This window comes from Mesorhizobium sp. CNPSo 4684 (assembly GCF_057784315.1).
In genome coordinates, this window is the sequence record NZ_JBWLUX010000034.1 from 47184 (window position 1) to 66911 (window position 19728).

The 19728-nt window shown below is 63.3% G+C and carries 18 protein-coding genes; 10 read left to right on the top strand and 8 right to left on the bottom strand.

Going from position 1 to position 19728, the window contains the following annotated elements:
• Positions 1 to 109: 109 nt before the first annotated feature.
• Both lptE and leuS read right to left on the bottom strand, forming a co-directional pair.
• Entirely contained in the window at positions 110 to 685 is a 576-nt protein-coding gene (gene lptE / locus AC04SG_RS26520) for an LPS assembly lipoprotein LptE (RefSeq protein ID WP_192254978.1), read from the bottom strand.
• Positions 672 to 3314 carry a leucine--tRNA ligase gene (gene leuS, locus AC04SG_RS26525; protein WP_488553448.1) on the bottom strand — a complete coding sequence of 881 codons (2643 nt, stop codon included), beginning with the start codon at positions 3312 to 3314 and terminating at the stop codon, positions 672 to 674. Before leuS ends, lptE begins: the two co-directional genes overlap by 14 nt.
• A 147-nt stretch (positions 3315 to 3461) precedes the next feature.
• Here leuS and AC04SG_RS26530 point away from each other — a divergent pair, with 147 nt between their 5' ends.
• From AC04SG_RS26530 to AC04SG_RS26545, 4 genes are all read left to right on the top strand, one after another.
• Positions 3462 to 4124, top strand: a complete 663-nt coding sequence (locus tag AC04SG_RS26530; protein WP_488553449.1) for a YggS family pyridoxal phosphate-dependent enzyme — start codon at positions 3462 to 3464, stop codon at positions 4122 to 4124.
• A gap of 70 nt (positions 4125 to 4194) precedes the next feature.
• The gene (locus AC04SG_RS26535; RefSeq protein ID WP_112559772.1) at positions 4195 to 4449 is read left to right on the top strand and encodes a type II toxin-antitoxin system Phd/YefM family antitoxin; all 255 of its coding nucleotides are present in this window, start codon (positions 4195 to 4197) and stop codon (positions 4447 to 4449) included.
• A complete protein-coding gene (locus tag AC04SG_RS26540) occupies positions 4449 to 4850 on the top strand; it encodes a PIN domain-containing protein (RefSeq protein WP_488553450.1) in 402 nt (133 codons plus the stop codon). The genes AC04SG_RS26535 and AC04SG_RS26540 overlap by 1 nt, the downstream gene beginning before the upstream one ends.
• Before the next feature lie 134 nt (positions 4851 to 4984).
• The gene (locus AC04SG_RS26545; protein ID WP_488553451.1) at positions 4985 to 6034 is read left to right on the top strand and encodes an aldo/keto reductase; all 1050 of its coding nucleotides are present in this window, start codon (positions 4985 to 4987) and stop codon (positions 6032 to 6034) included.
• Positions 6035 to 6083: 49 nt separating this feature from the next.
• Here AC04SG_RS26545 and AC04SG_RS26550 read toward each other — a convergent pair whose 3' ends face one another.
• Complete coding sequence (locus tag AC04SG_RS26550; RefSeq protein ID WP_488553452.1) at positions 6084 to 6992, bottom strand: LysR family transcriptional regulator; 909 nt, start codon at positions 6990 to 6992, stop codon at positions 6084 to 6086.
• Positions 6993 to 7117: 125 nt separating this feature from the next.
• On the opposite strand from AC04SG_RS26550, the gene AC04SG_RS26555 reads away from it, so the two are divergent.
• The 3 genes from AC04SG_RS26555 (at position 7118) to AC04SG_RS26565 (ending at position 10743) form a co-directional block, all read left to right on the top strand.
• Positions 7118 to 8311, top strand: a complete 1194-nt coding sequence (locus tag AC04SG_RS26555; RefSeq protein ID WP_488553453.1) for an MFS transporter — start codon at positions 7118 to 7120, stop codon at positions 8309 to 8311.
• Between the two features lie 64 nt (positions 8312 to 8375).
• Positions 8376 to 9665 carry an SGNH/GDSL hydrolase family protein gene (locus tag AC04SG_RS26560; protein WP_488553454.1) on the top strand — a complete coding sequence of 430 codons (1290 nt, stop codon included), beginning with the start codon at positions 8376 to 8378 and terminating at the stop codon, positions 9663 to 9665.
• A 43-nt stretch (positions 9666 to 9708) separates the two neighbouring features.
• Positions 9709 to 10743 (top strand): aldo/keto reductase, encoded by a 1035-nt coding sequence (locus AC04SG_RS26565; RefSeq protein ID WP_488553455.1) that lies wholly within the window; start codon positions 9709 to 9711, stop codon positions 10741 to 10743.
• A gap of 185 nt (positions 10744 to 10928) precedes the next feature.
• Here the strand turns inward: AC04SG_RS26565 and AC04SG_RS26570 are convergent, their stop codons facing one another.
• Entirely contained in the window at positions 10929 to 11201 is a 273-nt protein-coding gene (locus tag AC04SG_RS26570) for an usg protein (RefSeq protein WP_352556825.1), read from the bottom strand.
• 303 nt (positions 11202 to 11504) lie between these two features.
• On the opposite strand from AC04SG_RS26570, the gene acs reads away from it, so the two are divergent.
• Entirely contained in the window at positions 11505 to 13460 is a 1956-nt protein-coding gene (acs, locus tag AC04SG_RS26575) for an acetate--CoA ligase (RefSeq protein WP_488553456.1), read from the top strand.
• An 8-nt stretch (positions 13461 to 13468) separates the two neighbouring features.
• On the top strand, positions 13469 to 14212 hold the full coding sequence (locus tag AC04SG_RS26580) for an MOSC domain-containing protein (protein ID WP_488553457.1): 744 nt from the start codon (positions 13469 to 13471) through the stop codon (positions 14210 to 14212).
• A 30-nt stretch (positions 14213 to 14242) separates the two neighbouring features.
• Here AC04SG_RS26580 and AC04SG_RS26585 read toward each other — a convergent pair whose 3' ends face one another.
• The 3 genes from AC04SG_RS26585 to AC04SG_RS26595 all read right to left on the bottom strand — a co-directional run bounded on the left by AC04SG_RS26585 (position 14243) and on the right by AC04SG_RS26595 (position 18505).
• A complete protein-coding gene (locus AC04SG_RS26585; protein ID WP_488553458.1) occupies positions 14243 to 15511 on the bottom strand; it encodes a class I SAM-dependent methyltransferase in 1269 nt (422 codons plus the stop codon).
• A gap of 355 nt (positions 15512 to 15866) precedes the next feature.
• Positions 15867 to 17342 carry a TadE/TadG family type IV pilus assembly protein gene (locus tag AC04SG_RS26590; protein ID WP_488553459.1) on the bottom strand — a complete coding sequence of 492 codons (1476 nt, stop codon included), beginning with the start codon at positions 17340 to 17342 and terminating at the stop codon, positions 15867 to 15869.
• Between the two features lie 293 nt (positions 17343 to 17635).
• Complete coding sequence (locus tag AC04SG_RS26595) at positions 17636 to 18505, bottom strand: transglutaminase-like domain-containing protein (protein ID WP_488553460.1); 870 nt, start codon at positions 18503 to 18505, stop codon at positions 17636 to 17638.
• Between the two features lie 180 nt (positions 18506 to 18685).
• Here AC04SG_RS26595 and AC04SG_RS26600 point away from each other — a divergent pair, with 180 nt between their 5' ends.
• Positions 18686 to 19351 carry an HAD-IA family hydrolase gene (locus AC04SG_RS26600; protein WP_488553461.1) on the top strand — a complete coding sequence of 222 codons (666 nt, stop codon included), beginning with the start codon at positions 18686 to 18688 and terminating at the stop codon, positions 19349 to 19351.
• Positions 19352 to 19450: 99 nt separating this feature from the next.
• On the opposite strand, the gene AC04SG_RS26605 is transcribed toward AC04SG_RS26600, so the two are convergent.
• Positions 19451 to 19672, bottom strand: a complete 222-nt coding sequence (locus AC04SG_RS26605) for a DUF1674 domain-containing protein (RefSeq protein ID WP_192254948.1) — start codon at positions 19670 to 19672, stop codon at positions 19451 to 19453.
• Positions 19673 to 19728 lie beyond the last annotated feature (56 nt).

The window sequence follows — 19728 nt, forward strand, 5'->3', positions numbered from 1 at the left end:
TGGTGGTGGTTTCGAGAACCGGAGCGCAGCGGACATTTTGGTCCGTGAGCATCGGAAGCGCAGAAAACGCCATCAGATGACCGCCGGAGTAGAATTTCCGAACGGTCTCTCAGGCCTTTTTGCCGTGCCTGACCAGATCCTGGGCGACCGACAGGCTCACCATTTCGGCCAGTTCGCGCGCGGCGCGGTTCTCGGCGTCGAGCTGCGCCCGGTAGGAGGCGAACTCCTGCCTTGGCTTGTCGAAGGATGACGGGATCGAGCGCTTGCCGGTGGCGATGACCGCACCGGTCTTGGCATCGGTCAGCACATAGTTCGCCGTCAGCGTCACCGTGCCTGCGGTCGGCTCATCCTCGTCGGTCTGGACCTGCACCACCGCAGCCGATTCGACCAGTTCGGTGACGCCGAGATCGAGCATGTAGACCGGCGCTGGCGGCTCGCCGGCGCCCTGGCCAAAGGCAAAGATCAGATTGTTGCGGACCTGCTGGGCGTAGCGGGTCTTGACCGGCTTGACCGCGATCGACGCCAGTTCGGCTGAAGCGCTGACGGTCGAGCCTGCCGTCAACGGCGCGCTGGAATAGAGCGGCCTGACCGTGCAGGCCGAAACCAGCGCCATCGAGGCGACCATGCCGTACAGCGCGGCGCGGCGCAGCAAATGCGTCGTCTTTTCCAGATCAGGCAACGACATTGACGATCCTCTGCGGCACGATGATCACCTTGCGGGGCGCCTTACCTTCCAGCGCTTTTTGCACGAAGTCGAGTGCCAGCACCGCTTTTTCGACCGCACCTTGGTCCGCGTCGCGGGCAATTGTCAAATCGCCACGCTTCTTGCCGTTGACCTGGACCGGCAGCACGATCTCGTTGTCGACGACCAGCGCCGGATCGTAGACCGGCCACGGCCGTTCGGCGACCAGATCGGTGCCGCCCAGCGTGTGCCAGCACTCCTCCGCCAGATGCGGCATGACCGGCGCAACCACATGCACCAGGATCTCCACTGCCTCGCGGCAGGCGCCTTTGAGCCCTGCATCGGCCTTGCCCTCGGCGACGTCATTGAGCGGCGTGGTCAAGGCATTGGCCAGCTCGTAGATGCGGGCGATGGCGCGGTTGAAGCCGAGCTTCTCGATGTCCTCGCCGATGGCCTTCAGGATCTTGTGCGCGGCCTTGGAAACGGCGCCGGCGTCGCCCTCCTTCGCCGCCTGCGGCTTGACGCCGTCGAGCGTCTCGGCGGCGATCGACACCAGGCGCCAGACGCGCTGGATGAAGCGATGCGCGCCGGCGGCGCCATCGTCGGTCCATTCGACGTCGCGCTCGGGCGGCGAATCCGACAGCATGAACCAGCGCGCGGTGTCGGCGCCGTAACCGTCGGTGATGTCTTCCGGGCTCACCGTGTTCTTCTTCGACTTCGACATCTTTTCGAGCGAGCCGATCGCCGCCTCTTCGCCGGTGGCGATCTCGATGGCACGGCGCTTGCCGCCGGCATCCTCGATCCTGACCTCTGCCGGCGACAGCCAGCGGCCATTGGTCGACGCGCCGCCGACGCGGTAGGTCTCGTGCACCACCATGCCTTGCGTGAACAGGCCCTTGAACGGCTCGGCGAGATCGAGATGCCCGGTCTCGCGCATGGCGCGGGTGAAGAAGCGCGAATAGAGCAGATGCAGGATCGCGTGCTCGATGCCGCCAATATACTGGTCGACCGCCAGCCAGTCATCGGCAGCCTTCGGCTCGGTCGGCTCGTTGGCCCAGGGCGCGGTGAAGCGGGCGAAATACCAGGACGAATCGACGAACGTGTCCATCGTGTCGGTCTCGCGCCGCGCATCCCTGCCGCATTGCGGGCACTTCACATGCCGCCAGGTCGGGTGACGGTCGAGCGGATTGCCGGGACGGTCGAACTCGATGTCGTCGGGCAGCTTGACCGGCAGGTCGGCCTTCGGCACCGGCACCACGCCGCAATCCTCGCAATGGATCATCGGGATCGGGCAGCCCCAATAGCGCTGGCGTGAAATGCCCCAGTCGCGCAGGCGGAAGTTCACCTTGCGCTCGGCCATCGGCCGGCCACCGATGCTTCTCTGCTCCAGCAGCTTCGCCACTTCGTCGAACGCCTGCTCCGGCTTCATGCCGTCGAGGAAGCGCGAATTGATCATCACGCCGTCATCGACATAGGCCTCTTCCGTGATCTGGAAGCTCTTTGCGTCGGCATCTTCCGGCATCACCACCGGGATGACCGGCAGGCCGTATTTGTTGGCGAAGTCGAGGTCGCGCTGGTCGCCCGACGGGCAGCCGAAAATGGCGCCGGTGCCGTATTCCATCAGCACGAAATTGGCGACATAGACCGGCAGCGTCCATGAGTCGTCGAACGGATGGACGACGCGGATGCCGGTGTCGAAGCCCTTCTTCTCGGCCGTCTCCAGTGCGGCCCCCGACGTGCCCATATGGCGCACTTCGTCGATGAACTTGGCCAGCTCTACATTGGTCTCCGCCGCCTTTTTGGCCAGCGGATGATCGGCGGCAACTGCCATGAAGGAAGCGCCGAAGATGGTGTCGGGCCTGGTCGTGTAAACTTCCAGCTCGTGCGTGTCGCCACCAATCTTGCTGGAACTTGGTGCTGCCAGCGGCCAGCGGATCAGCAGCCCTTCGGAGCGGCCGATCCAGTTCTGCTGCATCAGCTTGACCTTTTCCGGCCACTCGCCGAGACCGTTCAGCGAATCCAGCAGATCCTGCGCATAATCGGTGATCTTGAAGAACCACTGCGTCAGCTCACGCTGTTCGACCAGCGCGCCGGAGCGCCAGCCGCGCCCGTCGATGACCTGCTCGTTGGCGAGCACCGTCATGTCCTCCGGGTCCCAGTTGACCTTGGAGGATTTGCGCGTCACCAGCCCCTTCTCGACGAAATCGAGGAACAGCATCTGCTGGCGGTGGTAATAGTCGACGTCGCAGGTGGCGAATTCGCGCGCCCAGTCCAGCGACAAGCCCATCATCTTGAGCTGTTCGCGCATGGCGGCGATGTTGGCGTAGGTCCATTCCTTGGGATGGACCTTGTTCTGCATCGCCGCATTTTCGGCGGGCATGCCGAAGGCATCCCAGCCCATCGGGTGCAGCACGTTGAAACCCTTGGCCCGCTTGTAGCGCGCCACCACGTCGCCCATCGTGTAGTTGCGGGTATGGCCGATATGGATCTTCCCCGACGGATAGGGGAACATCTCCAGCACATAGTATTTCGGCTTCGGGTCGTCATTGTGCGCTTCGAACAGCTTCTTTTCGGCCCAGGCTTTCTGCCATTTGGGCTCTGACGCGCGCGGATTGTATCGTTCGGTTGCCATCGGATGATTTTCACTTAAAAGCAGGCGCAAGCCGCCGGACAAGGCCCGGTGGCCGAGGTAAATGTCGTCGCGGTGTTCACCATGGATTGCCGGACCCGTCAACTGCGGCGAGCCGGCGAGGGCTAGAAAGACAGGCAGGATATAGGCATGGCCAGCGCCGTCGAACAGTTTTTCGCCGTCAAGACAAGGATCGCCACTGCAGAGCGCGAAGCCGGCCGCGACGCCGGTTCCGTGACGCTGGTTGCAGTGTCGAAGACTTTTGAGGCCGACGCCATCCGCCCCGTCATCGAAGCCGGCCAGCGCGTCTTCGGCGAAAACCGCGTCCAGGAGGCGCAGGCCAAATGGCCGGCACTGAAACAGGAATTCCCCGACATCGAGCTGCACCTCATCGGCCCGCTGCAGTCGAACAAGGCGAAGGAAGCGGTCGCTTTGGCCGACGTCATCGAGACCGTCGACCGCGAGAAGATCGCCGCCGAACTTGCCAAAGAGATCACCAGGCAAGGCCGGACGCCAAAACTCTATGTCCAGGTCAACACCGGTTCGGAGCCGCAAAAGGCCGGCATCGAGCCGCGTGACGCCGTCGCCTTTGTTGCTCATTGCCGCGACATTCACGGGCTGGCCATCGAAGGCCTGATGTGCATCCCGCCGGCAGACGAAAACCCCGGCCCGCATTTCGCCCTGCTGGAAAAGCTGGCGCGCAAGGCCGGCGTCGCCAAACTGTCGATGGGCATGTCCGGCGACTACGAAATGGCCATCGCCTTCGGCGCCACCAGCGTCCGCGTCGGCTCGGCGATCTTCGGCAGCCGCTAGTTTCTCCCAGCGCTCCTTGCCGCGTCGTCGGCCGAATGCTATATCTAGCCAAGCTAGCTAGGAAGCATCTGTGAACTGGCACCTTCAGGACGCAAAGAATAATTTCTCCAAGGTGGTTCAACGCGCGCGCAGCGAGGGACCACAGACGGTGACGTTGCGCGGCGAGCGTGCCGCAGTGGTGCTTTCCGCCGAAGATTATGACCGTCTGGCCGGAAAGAAGAAGTCGTTGGCCGAGTATCTTTTGACCGGCCCGGTTTGGGATGATGATTTCGCCGAGGAGGTCAACCGCCGCCCGGATACGATGATCAGAGATGTCGACCTCTGATGTATCTGCTCGATACGAACATCGTTTCGGATGTGCAGAGGCGACTACCCAAGCCCACCGAATGGCTGGCTTCGGTGGATCCCACATCGGTGAGTCTCAGCGTCATAACGCTTGGAGAGATCGAGCGTGGGATCATCAAGTTGCGCAAGGTCGATTCCGAAAAGGCAACACGCTTCGATCTATGGCTACGCGAGCTTCGGCGCGACAATGCCGACCGTATTCTTGCTGTCACGGAAGATGTCGCGTTGGCTTGGGGCCGCATCACCGCCGGTCGCACGCGAGGCAGCGCGGACACGCTCATTGCAGCAACCGCGCTCGTCCATGATCTCATTCTTGTGACGCGCAACGTCACTGACTTCGATGATACAGGCGTGACGGTGCTCAACCCTTGGGACGACTGACCGCCTCCGCTACCTGACGTACGCGAGCCGGCATGGTTGGACCAATCGAGGGTCCATCATTGGGCCACGACTAGAAACGAAACGTACCGTTCCTATTTGCTTGGCGTCATCATAATTCTGCGGGAGCCGCCACCATGCGCTACAACCAACTCGGTAATACGGGGATGTTCGTCTCCGAACTTTGCCTCGGCACCATGACTTTCGGCGCCGCCGGCGAGAATGCCCAATGGGGCCTGATCGCCAGCCTCGACCAGAGGGGCGTCAACGACATCGTTGCCCGCTCCATCGCCGCCGGCGTCAATTTCTTCGACACCGCCGACGTCTATTCCGTCGGCCAGTCCGAGCGTCTGCTCGGCCAGTCGCTGAGGGATCTCGGTGTCAAGCGCTCCGACGTCATCATCGCCACCAAAGTCCACGGCGCCATGGGCCAGGGCCCGAACGAGCGCGGCTCGTCGCGCGGCCACATCATGGACTCGGTCGAGGGCAGCCTGGAGCGGCTGCAGCTCGGCCATATCGATCTCTACCAGTTGCACGGCACCGACGCGGTGACGCCGATCCACGAGACGCTGCGGGCGCTCGACGATCTCGTCGCCAGTGGCAAGGTCCGCTATGTCGGCGTCTCCAACTGGCAGGCCTGGCGCATCGCCAAAGCGCTGGGCATTGCCGAGCGCAAGGGCTTTTCCCGCTTCGAGACCATTCAGTCCTATTATTCGATCGCCGGCCGCGACCTCGAGCGCGAGATCGTGCCGCTCATCAACGAGGAAAAGCTCGGGCTGATGGTGTGGTCGCCGATGGCCGGTGGCCTGCTGTCGGGCAAATACGGCCCCGGTGCGCCCGGCAATGGCGAAGGCCGCCGCGTCGCCTTCAACTTCCCGCCGGTCAATGAGGATCGCGCTTGGGCAGCTGTCGCCGTCATGCGCGACATCGCCAAGAAGCACGACGTCAGCGTCGCCACGGTGGCGCTCGGCTATGTCTTGGCCAAACCCTTCGTCATGAGCGTCATCATCGGCGCCAGCCGCATGGAGCAGCTCGAACAGAACCTTGCTGCCACCGAGCTGAAGCTCGATGCCGACGATCTTGCCAAGCTCGATGAGGTGAGCTCGCTGCCGGCCGAATATCCCGGCTGGATGCTGGAGCGTCAGGGCGCCGGCCGCCGCCCGGCGCCTTTCGTGCCGAAGATGTAGGCGCATCCCGGCCTGATGCTTCGGGAGCCATTTGGCTCCCGAACGTCTGTCAGGCCATCCGCACGCTCTCAACCAGAAAGTCGAGAAAGGCCCGCACCCGTGCCGGCAAATGCCGGCCCTGGCCGACATAGACGGCGTGGCTAGGCTCCTCGTCGCCCGGATTGAAATCCTCCAGCAGCGCCGTCAGCCGGCCCGCCGCAATGTCATCAGCCACATGCCAATGTGCCAGCCGGGCGATGCCGGCGCCGGCAACCGCCATCAGCCGCATCGACTCACCATCGCTGACCACCGTGTTTCCCATTATCGGCACCGTGACGGCGTTGCCGGCTGCGTCGACAAACTGCCAGCCATCGACATGCCGGACAAAGCCGAAAGCCATGCGATTGTGCCGGTCGAGATCGGCAGGTGTCAGTGGCGTGCCATGTGTGACGAGGTAGGACGGTGCTGCAACGACCACCATCCGGCATTGCCCGAGCTTGCGCGCCACCAGCCGCGATTCGCCGAGCGGACCGGCGCGGATGGCGACGTCGGCGCGCTCCTGCATCAGGTCGATGACGCTGTCGGTCAGCACCAAATCGACCGAGATCTCGGGGTAGCGTTCGAGGAAGCGCGGCAGCAGCGGAATCAGCCGGTGCACCCCGAAGGGCACATAGCTGTTGACGCGCAGCCGTCCGCGCGGTGCCGCACCCACGGCGGCCTCGCGCTCGGCCGCCGCCATGTCGGCCAGGATGCGCAGCCCGCTGTCGTAGAAGGCCGTCCCTTCCGGCGTCAGCTGCAGCTTGCGCGTCGAGCGGCTGACCAGCCGCGCCCCGAGCCTTGCCTCCAGCCGCGCGATCAGTTTGCTGACCGCCGACGGCGTCATGCGCAGCGCGCGAGCGGCAGCCGAAAAGCTGCCCGCCTCGACAACGCGCACGAACACTTCGATCTCGCCGGAGCGGTTGATGTCGGGCCTGGCCATCTGTGAATCTATTTCACAGGAAATATGCCTAAGGCAAGTCTGGTTCACAAGGCGTGGGTGCACGATCTCTTGGGTCGGGGCGCGGATTGGACAAGGCGCTCATCGTCTTGGAAGTGGAAACCGCCATGCCTCTTGCTCTCTATGCCCTCGCCGCCGGCGCCTTCGGCATCGGTGTCACCGAATTCGTCATCATGGGCCTGCTGATCGATGTCAGCAAAGATCTCGGCGTCTCGATCTCGGCCGCCGGCCAGCTGATTTCAGGCTATGCACTTGGCGTCGTCATCGGCGCACCGCTGTTGACCATCGCCACCGGCAACTGGCCGCGCAAGACCGTGCTCTTGGCCCTGATGGCCGTCTTCACGATTGGCAACCTCGCCTGTGCGCTGGCGCCAGACTACTGGACGCTGATGGGCGCCCGCATCATCACCGCCTTTGCCCATGGCACCTTCTTCGGCGTCGGCTCGGTGGTCGCCACCGGCCTGGTCGCCCCCAACAAGAAGGCCTCGGCGATCGCGCTGATGTTCACCGGCCTGACCATCGCCAACATTCTCGGCGTCCCCTTCGGCACATGGCTCGGCCAGGCCTTCGGCTGGCGCGCCACCTTCTGGGCAGTAACCCTGGTCGGTCTGGCAGCCTTCGCCGTCATCCTCCTTCTGGTGCCGCGCAGCCAGACGGCGCCCGAGAAGACCAATTTGCGCGCCGACCTCGCCGTGCTGCGCCGCACGCCGGTGCTGCTTGGCCTTGCCACCACCGTGCTCGGCTATGCCGGCGTCTTCGCCGTCTTCACCTACATCGCCCCATTGCTCACCGAGATCAGCGGCTTCAAGGAAGCGGCCGTGTCGCCGATCCTGCTCGTCTTCGGCGGCGGTCTCATCGCCGGCAATCTGCTTGGCGGCAAGGTCGCCGACCGCTGGCTGGTACCGGCGGTGCTCGGCAGCCTCGTGGTGCTGGCGCTGGTGCTGGCAACCATGACCTTTGCCGCCCACAGCCAGGTCCTGGCCGTGATCTATGTCGGCCTGCTGGGTGCCGCAGCCTTCGCCACCGTAGCGCCGCTGCAGATGTGGGTGCTGGAAAAGGCGCAAGGTGCCGGCCAGAGCCTCGCCTCGTCCTTCAACATCGCCGCCTTTAATCTCGGCAATGCCGCCGGCGCCTGGCTCGGCGGCGCGGTGATTGCCCATGGCCTCGGCCTCGGCGCGCTGACCTGGGTCGCCGCCTTGCTGCCGGTCGCGGCACTCGGCGTCGCCGCCCTGGCGCTGCGCCTCGACAGAAACGGCGAGCGATTGGTGCCGGCCGCCGTCTGCCCAAGCGCCGCGGAGTGACCGCGGCTCCGAAACATCTCGACCCGACAGAAGCCAAGACACGCACCCAACAGGAGAAACCGTTGTGACCAACAGCAGAGATCCGGTTCGCTACGCCATCCTTGCCAATGCGGTCAGGCATTTGAGGCTCGTTCCTATCGCCCTGGCGGCGTCGTTGATGTTCGATCCGGCGATAGCCGGCGAAAGGCAAGGGTGGGTCGGCACCTGGCTGGCCAGTCCGCAATCGACGTGGGGCGCCGATTTTGCCTTGCCGGTGAAGATACCGCCGCAACTTGAGAACCAGACCATTCGCCAGGCGGTCCGGATCAGCCTCGGTGGCGAGAAATTCCGCGTCGTCCTGTCGAACGAGTATGCCGCCACGCCGGTCCAGATCGGCGGGGCCCATGTGGCAGTCGCCGGTGAGGGATCGAAAATCGTCGCCGGCACTGATCGCGTGCTGACCTTTGGCGGACAGGCCAAGGCCGCAATCGCGCCGGGCACGTCTCTGATCAGCGACCCGGTGGACCTGCCGCTCGATGCCTTGAGCCGGCTTTCGGTCTCGGTCTATCTGCCGCAGGAAACGCCGCTCGCCACCTTCCATTGGGATGGCAAGCAGACCGCCTATATCGGCAACGGCAACCAGACGGCTTCGGACGCGTTCGCGGCCACGCAGACCACCGACGCACGCATCCTGCTCAGCGAAATCCTGGTCGACGCACCCGCAAACGACGGCGCTGTCGTCGCTATCGGCGATTCGATCACCGACGGCGCCGGCGCCACTCTGGATGCCGACAACCGCTGGCCCGATTTCCTGGCCGCTCGCCTCGTCCCGAAACAGGTTGCGGTGCTCAACGCCGGCATATCCGGCGCCAGGCTGCTGGACGACGCCATGGGCGTGAAGGCATCCGCCCGCTTCGACCGCGATGTCCTGGCCCAGCCCGGCGTCAAGGCGGTGATCCTGCTCATCGGCATCAACGACATCAGCTGGCCAGGCACGCCCTTCGTGCGCGAAAAATCCCTGCCCGCTTTCGAAACCTTGACGAGCGCATACCTGCAGCTCGCCGCCCAGGCCCACGCCCACAATCTCAGCATTGTCGGCGCCACGCTGACGCCCTTCGAAGGCGCATTGAGCGGGACGCCGCTCGATGCCTACTATACGGCGGAAAAGGATGCGCTGCGCCAAAAGGTCAACAACTGGATCCGCACCAGCGGCGCCTTCGATGCCGTGGTCGATTTCGATCTCCTCCTGCGCGATCCGGCGCATCCAACACGTCTGCTGCCCAAATTCGATTCCGGCGACCATCTGCATCCGGGTGACGAGGGAAACCAGGCCATGGCCGACGCCATCGACCTCGCCACACTGGTCAAAAACTGAGCGACGCATCGCTGCTTCGGTTCACACTTTGAAAGGACATAAAATGGATTATCGACGTCTCGGCGCATCGGGCCTGAAAGTGCCCGCACTCTCCTTCGGCGCCGGCACTTTCGGTGGCTCCGGCCCGCTGTTCGGCGCCTGGGGCAACAGCGACGCCAAGGAGGCGCGTCGGCTGATCGACATCTGTCTCGAGGCCGGCGTCAATCTGTTCGACACGGCCGATGTCTATTCGAATGGCGCTTCCGAAGAGGTGCTGGGCGAAGCCATCAAGGGCCGCCGCGACGCCGTGTTGATCTCTACCAAGACCTCGCTGCCGATGGGCGATGGGCCAGCCGATTACGGCTCGTCGCGCTCGCGCCTGATCAAATCCGTCGACGCGGCACTGAAGCGCCTCGGCACCGATTACATCGACCTTTTGCAGCTGCACGCCTTCGACGCCGGCACACCAATCGAGGAAGTGCTGTCGACGCTGGACGATCTCGTACGCGCCGGCAAGCTGCGCTATGTCGGCGTCTCCAACTTCTCCGGCTGGCAAGTGATGAAGTCGCTGGCGGAAGCCGACAAGCACGGTTATCCCCGCTACGCCGCGCATCAGGTTTACTACTCGCTGGTCGGCCGCGACTATGAGTGGGAGCTGATGCCGCTCGGCCTCGACCAGGGTGTCGGCGCGTTGGTCTGGAGCCCGCTCGGCTGGGGCCGGCTGACCGGCAAGATCCGCCGTGGCCAGCCCCTGCCGGAAAAGAGCCGGCTGCACGATACCGCCGATTTCGGCCCGCCGGTCGCCAACGAGCATCTCTATCGGGTCATGGATGCGCTCGACGCGGTGGCCGAAGAAACCGGCAAGACCGTCCCGCAGATCGCCATCAACTGGCTGTTGCGGCGCCCGACCGTGTCTTCCGTCATCATCGGCGCCCGCAACGAGGAACAGCTGCGCCAGAACCTCGGCGCCGTCGGCTGGTCGCTGACGCCGGAGCAGATCGGGAAGCTCGACGCGGCAAGCGAGGTTACCGCGCCCTACCCGTACTTCCCGTATCGCCGCCAGGAAGGGTTCGCCCGGCTCAATCCGCCGGTGGTGTGATTGCTGACACTGCCCAATCTCCCCCCTCGAGGGGGAGATGTCGCCGAAGGCGACAGAGGGGGTCGCCGCGCGTGGAGTGCCGACTTCATCTTTGTATTCTAAGGCGTCGGCGCCCTATGCGAGACGACCCCTCTGGCCGCTTTGCGGCCATCTCCCCCTCAAGGGGGGAGATCAAGCGCGCCGCCCTAATGCAGCACGAACTCCCCATCGACCTTCCGCCACTCATTCGGTGCGATCAGCTTCTGGTGCGTGTAGGTCACCGAATGCAGCGGGCCGTCGAGCTTGGCCTGCCAGAATTCGATGAAGCGGACCAGCACCGGGAATTTCGGTGCCAGATCGTAATCCTGCCAGATGAAGCTCTGCAGCAGGTGCGGGTGGTCGGGGAAGTGATAGAGAATCTTGGCCGTGGTCAGCCCATAGCCTTTGAGCATCAAGTCCATTTCGGCATGGTCACGCATTGCAGCCCCCTGCGTCGATCTCCTTTCCTCCCAATGTTGGATTCTGCGCTCACTTGCTTAACTGTCTATTGATTTTTTTTGATCGTCGCGGGCATTTTCTACGCTAAAACATGCAGTTAGCAGCGACCTTGGCAGAGTGCTGACAGCCGCTGAATCCACGGCTGCGGCATCCCGCCGCGCGAATCCAACGTCTAATGTTGCCGTCATGCCGGAACTGTTAATAATGCGCGCGAATTCGCGGCCGCATCGCCGCGATCCCGCCAATCATCAAATCGGCGGATAGTTTGGGGAGGAAGTGAAGAAATGTCCGAGGTTCATGTCCACCGCGTCCAGCCGGCGTGGAAGAAGAACGCGCTGATCGACAACGACACCTACCTGAAATGGTATGCCGACAGCGTGAAAAATCCGGACAAGTTCTGGGGCAAGCACGGCAAGCGCATCGACTGGTTCAAGCCGTTCAGCAAGGTCAAGAACACCTCCTTCGACGGCAAGGTCTCGATCAAATGGTTCGAGGACGGCGAGACCAACGTCTCCTACAACTGCATCGATCGCCATCTGAAGAAGCGCGGCAACCAGACCGCCATCATCTGGGAAGGCGATAACCCCTACGACGACAAGAAAATCACCTATAACGAGCTTTGCGAGCACGTCTGCCGGCTGGCCAATGTGATGAAGAAGCACGGCGTCAAGAAGGGCGACCGCGTCACCATCTACATGCCGATGATCCCGGAGGCCGCTTATGCGATGCTGGCCTGTACGCGGATTGGCGCCATCCATTCGATCGTCTTCGGCGGCTTCTCGCCGGACGCGCTGGCCGGCCGCATCGACGACTGCAAGTCGACCTTCGTCATCACCGCCGATGAAGGGCTGCGCGGCGGCAAACCGATTCCGCTGAAGGACAACACCGACAAGGCGATCGAGATCGCGGCCAAGGCCGGCACCAAGGTCGAAAAGGTGGTGGTCGTGCGCCGCACCGGCGGCAAGACCGGCTGGGTCCAGGGCCGCGACGTCTGGTACCATGACGAGATCGCCACCGTGAAGGCGGACTGCAAGCCGGAGAAGATGAAAGCCGAGGATCCGCTGTTCATCCTCTACACATCGGGCTCGACCGGCAAGCCGAAGGGCGTGCTGCACACCACCGCCGGCTATCTCGTCTATGCCTCGATGACGCACCAATATGTCTTCGACTACCATGACGGCGACATCTACTGGTGCACCGCCGATGTCGGCTGGGTCACTGGCCACAGCTACATCGTCTATGGCCCGCTCGCCAACGGCGCCACCACGCTGATGTTCGAGGGTGTGCCGAACTACCCCTCGCAGTCGCGCTTCTGGGAAGTCATCGACAAGCACAAGGTCAACATCTTCTACACCGCGCCGACGGCGCTGCGTGCGCTGATGGGCGCCGGCGACGAACCGGTGAAGAAGACATCGCGCAAATCGCTGCGCGTGCTGGGCTCGGTCGGCGAGCCGATCAACCCGGAAGCCTGGCAGTGGTATTTCAACGTCGTCGGCAACGGCAAGGTGCCGATCGTCGACACCTGGTGGCAGACCGAAACCGGCGGCATTCTGATCACACCGTTGCCCGGCGCCACCGACCTCAAGGCCGGCTCGGCGACGCGGCCCTTCTTCGGCGTCAAGCCGCAGCTGGTCGACGGCGAGGGCAAGGTGCTGGAGGGTGCCGCCGACGGCAATCTCTGCATCACCGATTCCTGGCCGGGCATGATGCGCACCGTCTATGGCGACCACGACCGCTTCGTGCAGACCTATTTCTCCACCTACAAGGGCAAATACTTTACCGGCGACGGCTGCCGGCGCGACGCCGATGGCTATTACTGGATCACCGGCCGCGTCGACGACGTCATCAACGTCTCCGGCCACCGCATGGGCACGGCGGAAGTCGAATCGGCACTGGTCAGCCATGACAAGGTTTCGGAGGCCGCCGTCGTCGGCTATCCCCACGACATCAAGGGCCAGGGAATCTACAGCTACGTCACCTTGATGAAAGGCGTGGAACCGACCGAGGAGCTGCGCAAGGAGCTCGTCGCCCATGTCCGCAAGGAGATCGGCGCCATCGCGTCGCCCGACAAGCTCCAGTTCGCTCCCGGCCTGCCGAAAACCCGCTCCGGCAAGATCATGCGCCGCATCCTGCGCAAGATCGCCGAGGACGATTTTTCCGCACTTGGCGACACCTCGACACTGGCTGACCCGGCCGTGGTCGACGACCTGATCGCCAACCGCCAGAACAAGAAGAGCTGACGCGTTTGATGACTGCACTGGGGGCGGTTACGGAGCTCTGGCGTTACCCGGCAAGCTCGCTTGCCGGCGAGCGCCGGGACGCCATTTCGGTCGGCCTTGAGACCATCGGCGGTGACCGGCTGTTCGGCCTCGTCGATGTCTCGGACAACGAGATCGCGCGGCCCGATCGCGACGCGAAATGGCACAAGGTGCCGCGCATCCGCACCAGGCTCACCAACGACCGGAAGCTTGAGATCGCCGTTCCCGACGGCGACTGGCTGGCAGCACCAGGTGCTGAATGCGACCGCGCCATCTCGGCCTATCTCGGCTTCGCTGCCTCGATCCGGCCGTTCAGCCAGGATAACGCGGCCGGCTACACCGGCCCGCTGACCGCCGAGCGCTACCGCAAGGCGCCGATCCATCTCTTGACCACCGCATCGCTGGCGCGGCTGAAGGCGCTGCATCCGGAAGGCTCCCCCGACACGCGCCGCTTCCGCCCCAACATCGTCGTCGACATGGCGGCGGTTGAAGGTTCGTTTCCCGAGACCGAATGGATCGGCCGCAAGCTCGCCATCGGCGACCTGCTGGTGACCATCTCGGCACCATGCCGCCGCTGCGGCTTCACCATCATCTCCCAGGAAGGCTTCGACCACGACCCTGGCATCCTGCGCAATCTGGTCCGCCACAACGCCCATAATCTCGGCGTCTATTGCACGGTAGACAGGCCAGCCAGCGTCGAGATCGGCGCGCCGATGCGGTTCGTTCGGGATTAGCGCCGGGCCAGTCCCGGATCAGACAGATCACTAACGATACAAATCCGCCCGTGTCGGCGGCAGGCCGCTCGGACCGCGCGCGCGTTTGGTGACGACGGTCTGGAAAATCTGTGCCGAGGCGCGCTCGAAGGTGATCGAACAGCCGGTGAGATAGAGCAGCCACAGCCGCGCCTTGGCCTCTCCGACTTCGGCGACCGCCTCGTCGAAACGGGCCTGCAGCCGTTCGGCCCACAGCCGGCAGGTGCGCGCATAGTGTTCGCGCAAATTCTCGACGTCATAGACCAGGAAGCCATGCGCCTCGAAATTGCCCAGCGTCATGCCGATCGTGTCGAGTTCGCCGCCGGGGAAAATGTATTTGAGCAGCGCCTTGAACTCCGGCCCCTTGCGCAAGGTCTTCTTCAAATCCCCCTTGCTGCGCCTTGTGATGGCGTGGTGCAGATAGATGCCGCCCGGCTTGAGCAGGCGATGGATGGTCTTGAAATAGGTGGCGTGGTTGGCGAGCCCGAGATGCTCGAACATGCCGATCGAGGATATCTTGTCGAAGCTGCCTTCGAGCTCCGCATAGGATTTGATCTCGATGGTGATGCGGTCTTCCAGCCCCTCGGCGCGGATGCGCTCGCGGGCAAGATCGGTCTGCGCCTGCGACAGCGACACGCCGTGGCCGACGACGCCGTAATGCTTTGCCGCATGAATCAGCATGGCGCCCCAGCCGCAGCCAATGTCGAGCAGCTTTTCGCCCGGCTTCAGCCGGAGCTTGCGGCAGATATGGTCGAGCTTGTCGGCCTGCGCCTGATCGATGCCGTTGGCGAAATCCGTGAAGTAGCCGCAGCTGTAGACCATGCGCTCGTCGAGGAAGAGCCGGTAGAAGGCATTCGAGATATCGTAGTGATGCTGGATCGCCTCCTGGCTCGAGCCGCTGACATAGGGATTGCGCCCCGACAGATCGGTCCGCGCACTCATCTGTTTGCGTGACAAGAGCACCGCCGGCAGGTCGCGCAGGATCGCCAGCTTCGGCAGCGACTTGATCTTGGTTCTGAGCTTGCCTTGCGACGGCAGGGCGTAGAAATCGAAAATCGTCCCGTCTTCGATGTCTATCGTCTTGGAAATCCACATCTCGATCAGTGTCGACAACGATGGACGCTTCACCACCTGCCAGACGATGTCCTGGTCGTTGATGGTCAGCACCGGACCGGTGGCAGGGCCGATCCGCTCGCCGGTCCACAGCCTGACGGCAAAACCCGGCTTCAGCGTCTCGATCACCGTTCGGACGATGCGCGCGGCCTTTTCGGCTGCCTCCATGCCATTCCTCCCAATGCTGGTCTCCCAGCGGGAGTTTGCCCGGCTGGACGGCCGATCGCAACCCGGCCCGGAAAAGCCAGCCCGCCGGCTATTTCAAACCGGCATCTTGTCTTTTGCTGCAACGCACCCCATCATGATGGCGTGTTCAACAAATCGAAAGGAGGTGATCCGATGTCGAGTGATTTCGTTTTCCAGAACGTGGCCTCAGCGGATTGCACTTTCGGGAAGCAGTCTTCCCGTTAAGGCGCGAGAAGCGCGGTGGGTGACTTCGGTCGCCGCCATCGGCCGCGCCATGGACGGAAACACGGAAGGCCGCCGGCTTCGTCAAGAAGCGGCGGCCTTTTCCTTTGGAGCGTTACTGGGTCAGTGCGACCTTTTCGGTGCTGCTGATGATTTCCTGAAAGGCGGCGTCCAATTCTGCTCCGGTGGACGCCTCGAAATAATGATTGGCGGCGGAAGTGTCTTTCGACGAACAGTCCTTCAGCACCGCCTTTGCCTGGTCTCGCTCGGTTGCCGACATGGCCTTGTCGTTTAGATCAAAGCCGATGGTGAAAATCTCGATGCCGTCATTTTTCATATTGCCGCACAGTGATTGGGCGTTGCTGCGCGTAAGGTTGCCTTGGCTGTTGTAGTTGCCGGCGGCGCCGGCGAAGGCGGTGTTGAACTGGCCATCGGTCATCAGGATCGCGACCTTGGCAATCTTCTTGGCATTGGCATCCGCCGCACCCTTGCCGAGACCCGCATTCTTGATCGCGGTACGCCATTGCGGCGACAGCATATAATAGGTCCACTGAATGGCGATCGCGCCGGCCGTATAACCATCGGCCCGGAAGTCGTCGATCGCATCGAGCAATACCCCGGAATCGGCAGTCAGCGGGATCACTTCCGCATCGGGGCACCTGTTCATGCCTCCGCCACCGAGATGATCATCCCGGTTGACCAGGGCATAATATTTCTTGCCGCTCTTGTCCGTGCGAATCGTATCCGGGCCATCGGCGCTCAAATCGGCATTGCCGTTTTTGTCCTTGCGCTCCGTGGCGCAATTATCGGGGTTTGGCACCGCCGCGCCAACAATGGAGATATAGTCGCTGAAGGACGGCAGCAGGTTCTTGCCCGTCTCGGCGACGAGAAGCGAACTGCCGGCGACAGGCGGCAGTTCAGAACTGCCTGCCTTCTCGGCATAGACGTTTTCCGCCAGCTTGCCGGCGTTCACGCCAGATGCGTAAGGCACGATCGCGACGCGGATGCGGGGGTTCTTCGGATCCTGGTTCCGCAGCATCGTCTGGACGGCGTTTTTCGCTGCGGCCTTCAGATCGCCGATCTTGTCGACACTGCCCCGCTTCGCCATCGATCCCGTTATGTCGAGCATCATGGCGATCTCGACCTGCTTGTCCGAATAGAGCGCGGAGGTGGAAGCACCGACGCGCTGCATGTCGCCGACGCTGAACAGCGGAAAGTAGAGCCCGACATCGACGTGGGCGTCGGCCGTGACCGTGTTGGCGGCCCTGTCGACGGTGAGCTTGTCGAGAACGATCTGGTTGGCTTGCAGTATGCCGGCCATGCTGTTGCCGTCGAGAAAGGCCTGCACCGACTTGTTGGCATCGGCTTCCCTGATCACCCCGGTGGTCAGGTCGCGCGCCGTGGAGGTAACGGCGGCATCGACCGCGCCCTGCAGGCTCGATTTGGCGTTGTAAATCTGGGAGATGTTGACGGCAAAGCCGACGCTGAGCGCCAGGACCGAAGCGGCAAGGCCGAACAGCACCGCGAAACTTCCACTGCGATCCCTGGTGAAAACACCTGCCGCCTGAATAAGACCCCCGTAATTCCGCATCCTTCCGCCTCCGTTCGCCTCGGCCCAGTCGCCGCGGGAAGGCCAATGCAGGATTTCGGCCGGATCGCGTGTTGCCTCCGCGAAAGCAGCCAACTATCATTCAAGCCATTGTTTTTGCTGGGTTCTGCATCGCAGTAAAGTGAACGGGCGGTAAACGGAAATTCACGCAAGCGACTTCGTTTACGAGGTGCTTACCATGATCCACTGCGTGCCGAATGCCGGTCCCGATCCGGCACAGATGTCCGGAGGATGCAGTGTGTCGAAGCGGATCAGAATCCGGGCCAGGAACCGCTCTATGCGAGCATGTGCGCGCTGACGGTCTTGTCGACGCCGTGATGGGGCGGATTGAACAGCTTGCCTTCCTGCTCATAGGTCCAGACCTTGAACAGGCTGAGCCGATGCGGGCCGAAACTGTGCAGCAGCGGCACATCCGTGGCGTCGCGGCCGCGCGCGATGACGACGCGGCCGATCCTGGGCGTGTTGTGGCGGGGGTCGAACGTGTACCACTTGCCGTCGAGGTAGACTTCCATCCAGGCCGAGAAATCCATCGGCGCCGGATCGACCGGCACGCCAATGTCGCCGAGATAGCCGTTCACATAGCGGGCCGGGATATTCATGCAACGGCAGAGCGTGATCGCCAGATGGGCGAAGTCGCGGCAGACACCGACCCGCTCCTCATTCGCCTGTGCGGCCGTGCGCGTCGGACGGGCATAGCCATAGCCAAAGGACAGCCGGTTATGAACATAGTCGACGATCGCCTGCACCCGCGCCCAGCCGGACGGCAGATGGCCGAAAAGCTGCCAGGCCAGCCCGCTCAGATGGTCGGTCTCGCAATAGCGGCTGCCGAGGAGATAGCCGAGCACATCGTCCGGCAGTTCGGCCACAGGCACTTCCCTAGCCAGCGTGTTGACCGCATCGGGCTCGCCGCTGTCCTCGACGGCAGCGTCGTAGAGGATACGGAAATTGCCGGCGGGCGCGACAAAGCGGCGGCAGGCATTGCCGAACAGGTCGTGATAGACCTTGCTCGGCACTGAAGGCGAGGTCAGCACGCGCGTCTGCCGCTTGATGTCGGCTTGCCGGTCCGCATGGATCTCGAGAAGGGAGATGACCGGCGTAGCATCCACACAGTCAATGGCGATTTCGTAGCCAAGCCGGATCAGCATCGCAATTCCCCCTCGATCTCGTGGAAAACAGTTTTGCTCAACGCCAGAAGCGGGACCATGGTTCCCTGGAACTATCGAAAAGGACCGCCCCCGCCTTCCCAGGCGGGCGTGGCGACGTTACGGTCGAGCGACATGTTTTGACCCTCCTGAAACGCTCCCTGACCCTATTGGAAAATCTTTATGTTTGCAGGCAGAAAATTCGCCGCCTTCCTCTTCGATATGGATGGCACGGTGCTCAATTCGATTGCTTCGGCCGAGCGGGTCTGGGCAGCGTGGGCGCTTAGGCACGGTCTCGACGTCGAAGCCTTCCTGCCGACGATCCACGGCGTGCGCGCGGTCGAGACCATCACCAGGCTGGCGCTTCCCGGTGTCGACCCGGTCCACGAGGCGCATGTGCTGTTGCAGGCCGAATCGGACGATGTCGAAGGCGTGCTGCCGATCGCCGGCGCCGTGCCGTTCCTCAACGCGCTGCCGCCCGAGCGCTGGGCGATCGTCACCTCGGCGCCGCGCCCGCTGGCGCTGCTGCGCATGCAGGCGGCTGGCATCCCGGTTCCGGCGCTGATGGTCGCGGGCGAGGATGTTTCGCACGGCAAGCCGGCGCCCGACTGTTTCCTGCTGGCGGCAAAACGCCTCGGCGTCGATATCGGCGACTGCCTGGTCTTCGAGGACGCGCCGGCCGGCATCGCGGCGGCCGAGGCGGCAGGAGCGTCGGTGATGGTGATCAGCGCCACCCACCAGCACCCAATGGCGACGCCGCATAGCGCGATTGCCGGCTACGACGCTGTAGGCATCGCCGTCGATGACAGGGGCTGGATGACCTTGGAGCCGCAGCGCAGCGCGGCCTGAGGAATTGAGGAATTGAGGAATTGAGGAACATCGGGCGCTGCGAGCCTTTTCTTCAACTCTTCAGTTCCCCGGTTCCCCAGTTCTTCTGTTCCCGAACTCCTAGAAATCGCTGGTCAGACCTTTGACCTCCCAGTCGCCGTAGCGGCCGGGTTCCTTGCCGCCGCGGCCGCCGATTTCCTTGGGCAGCGCAGCTTCCTTCTGGCGATACTCGTCACGGCGCGCCTTGGCCTCGGCCAGCGCGCGGCGGGCGGCGGGTGTCAGGTCCTTCGGAGGCGCCGCGCCATCCGGATCGGCGTCGGCTTTGCTGGTTTCGTCGGTCATGCGATAGTTCCGGCGGATTGAAACGAGAGGCGGCGTTTCCCATCATATAGCGATGA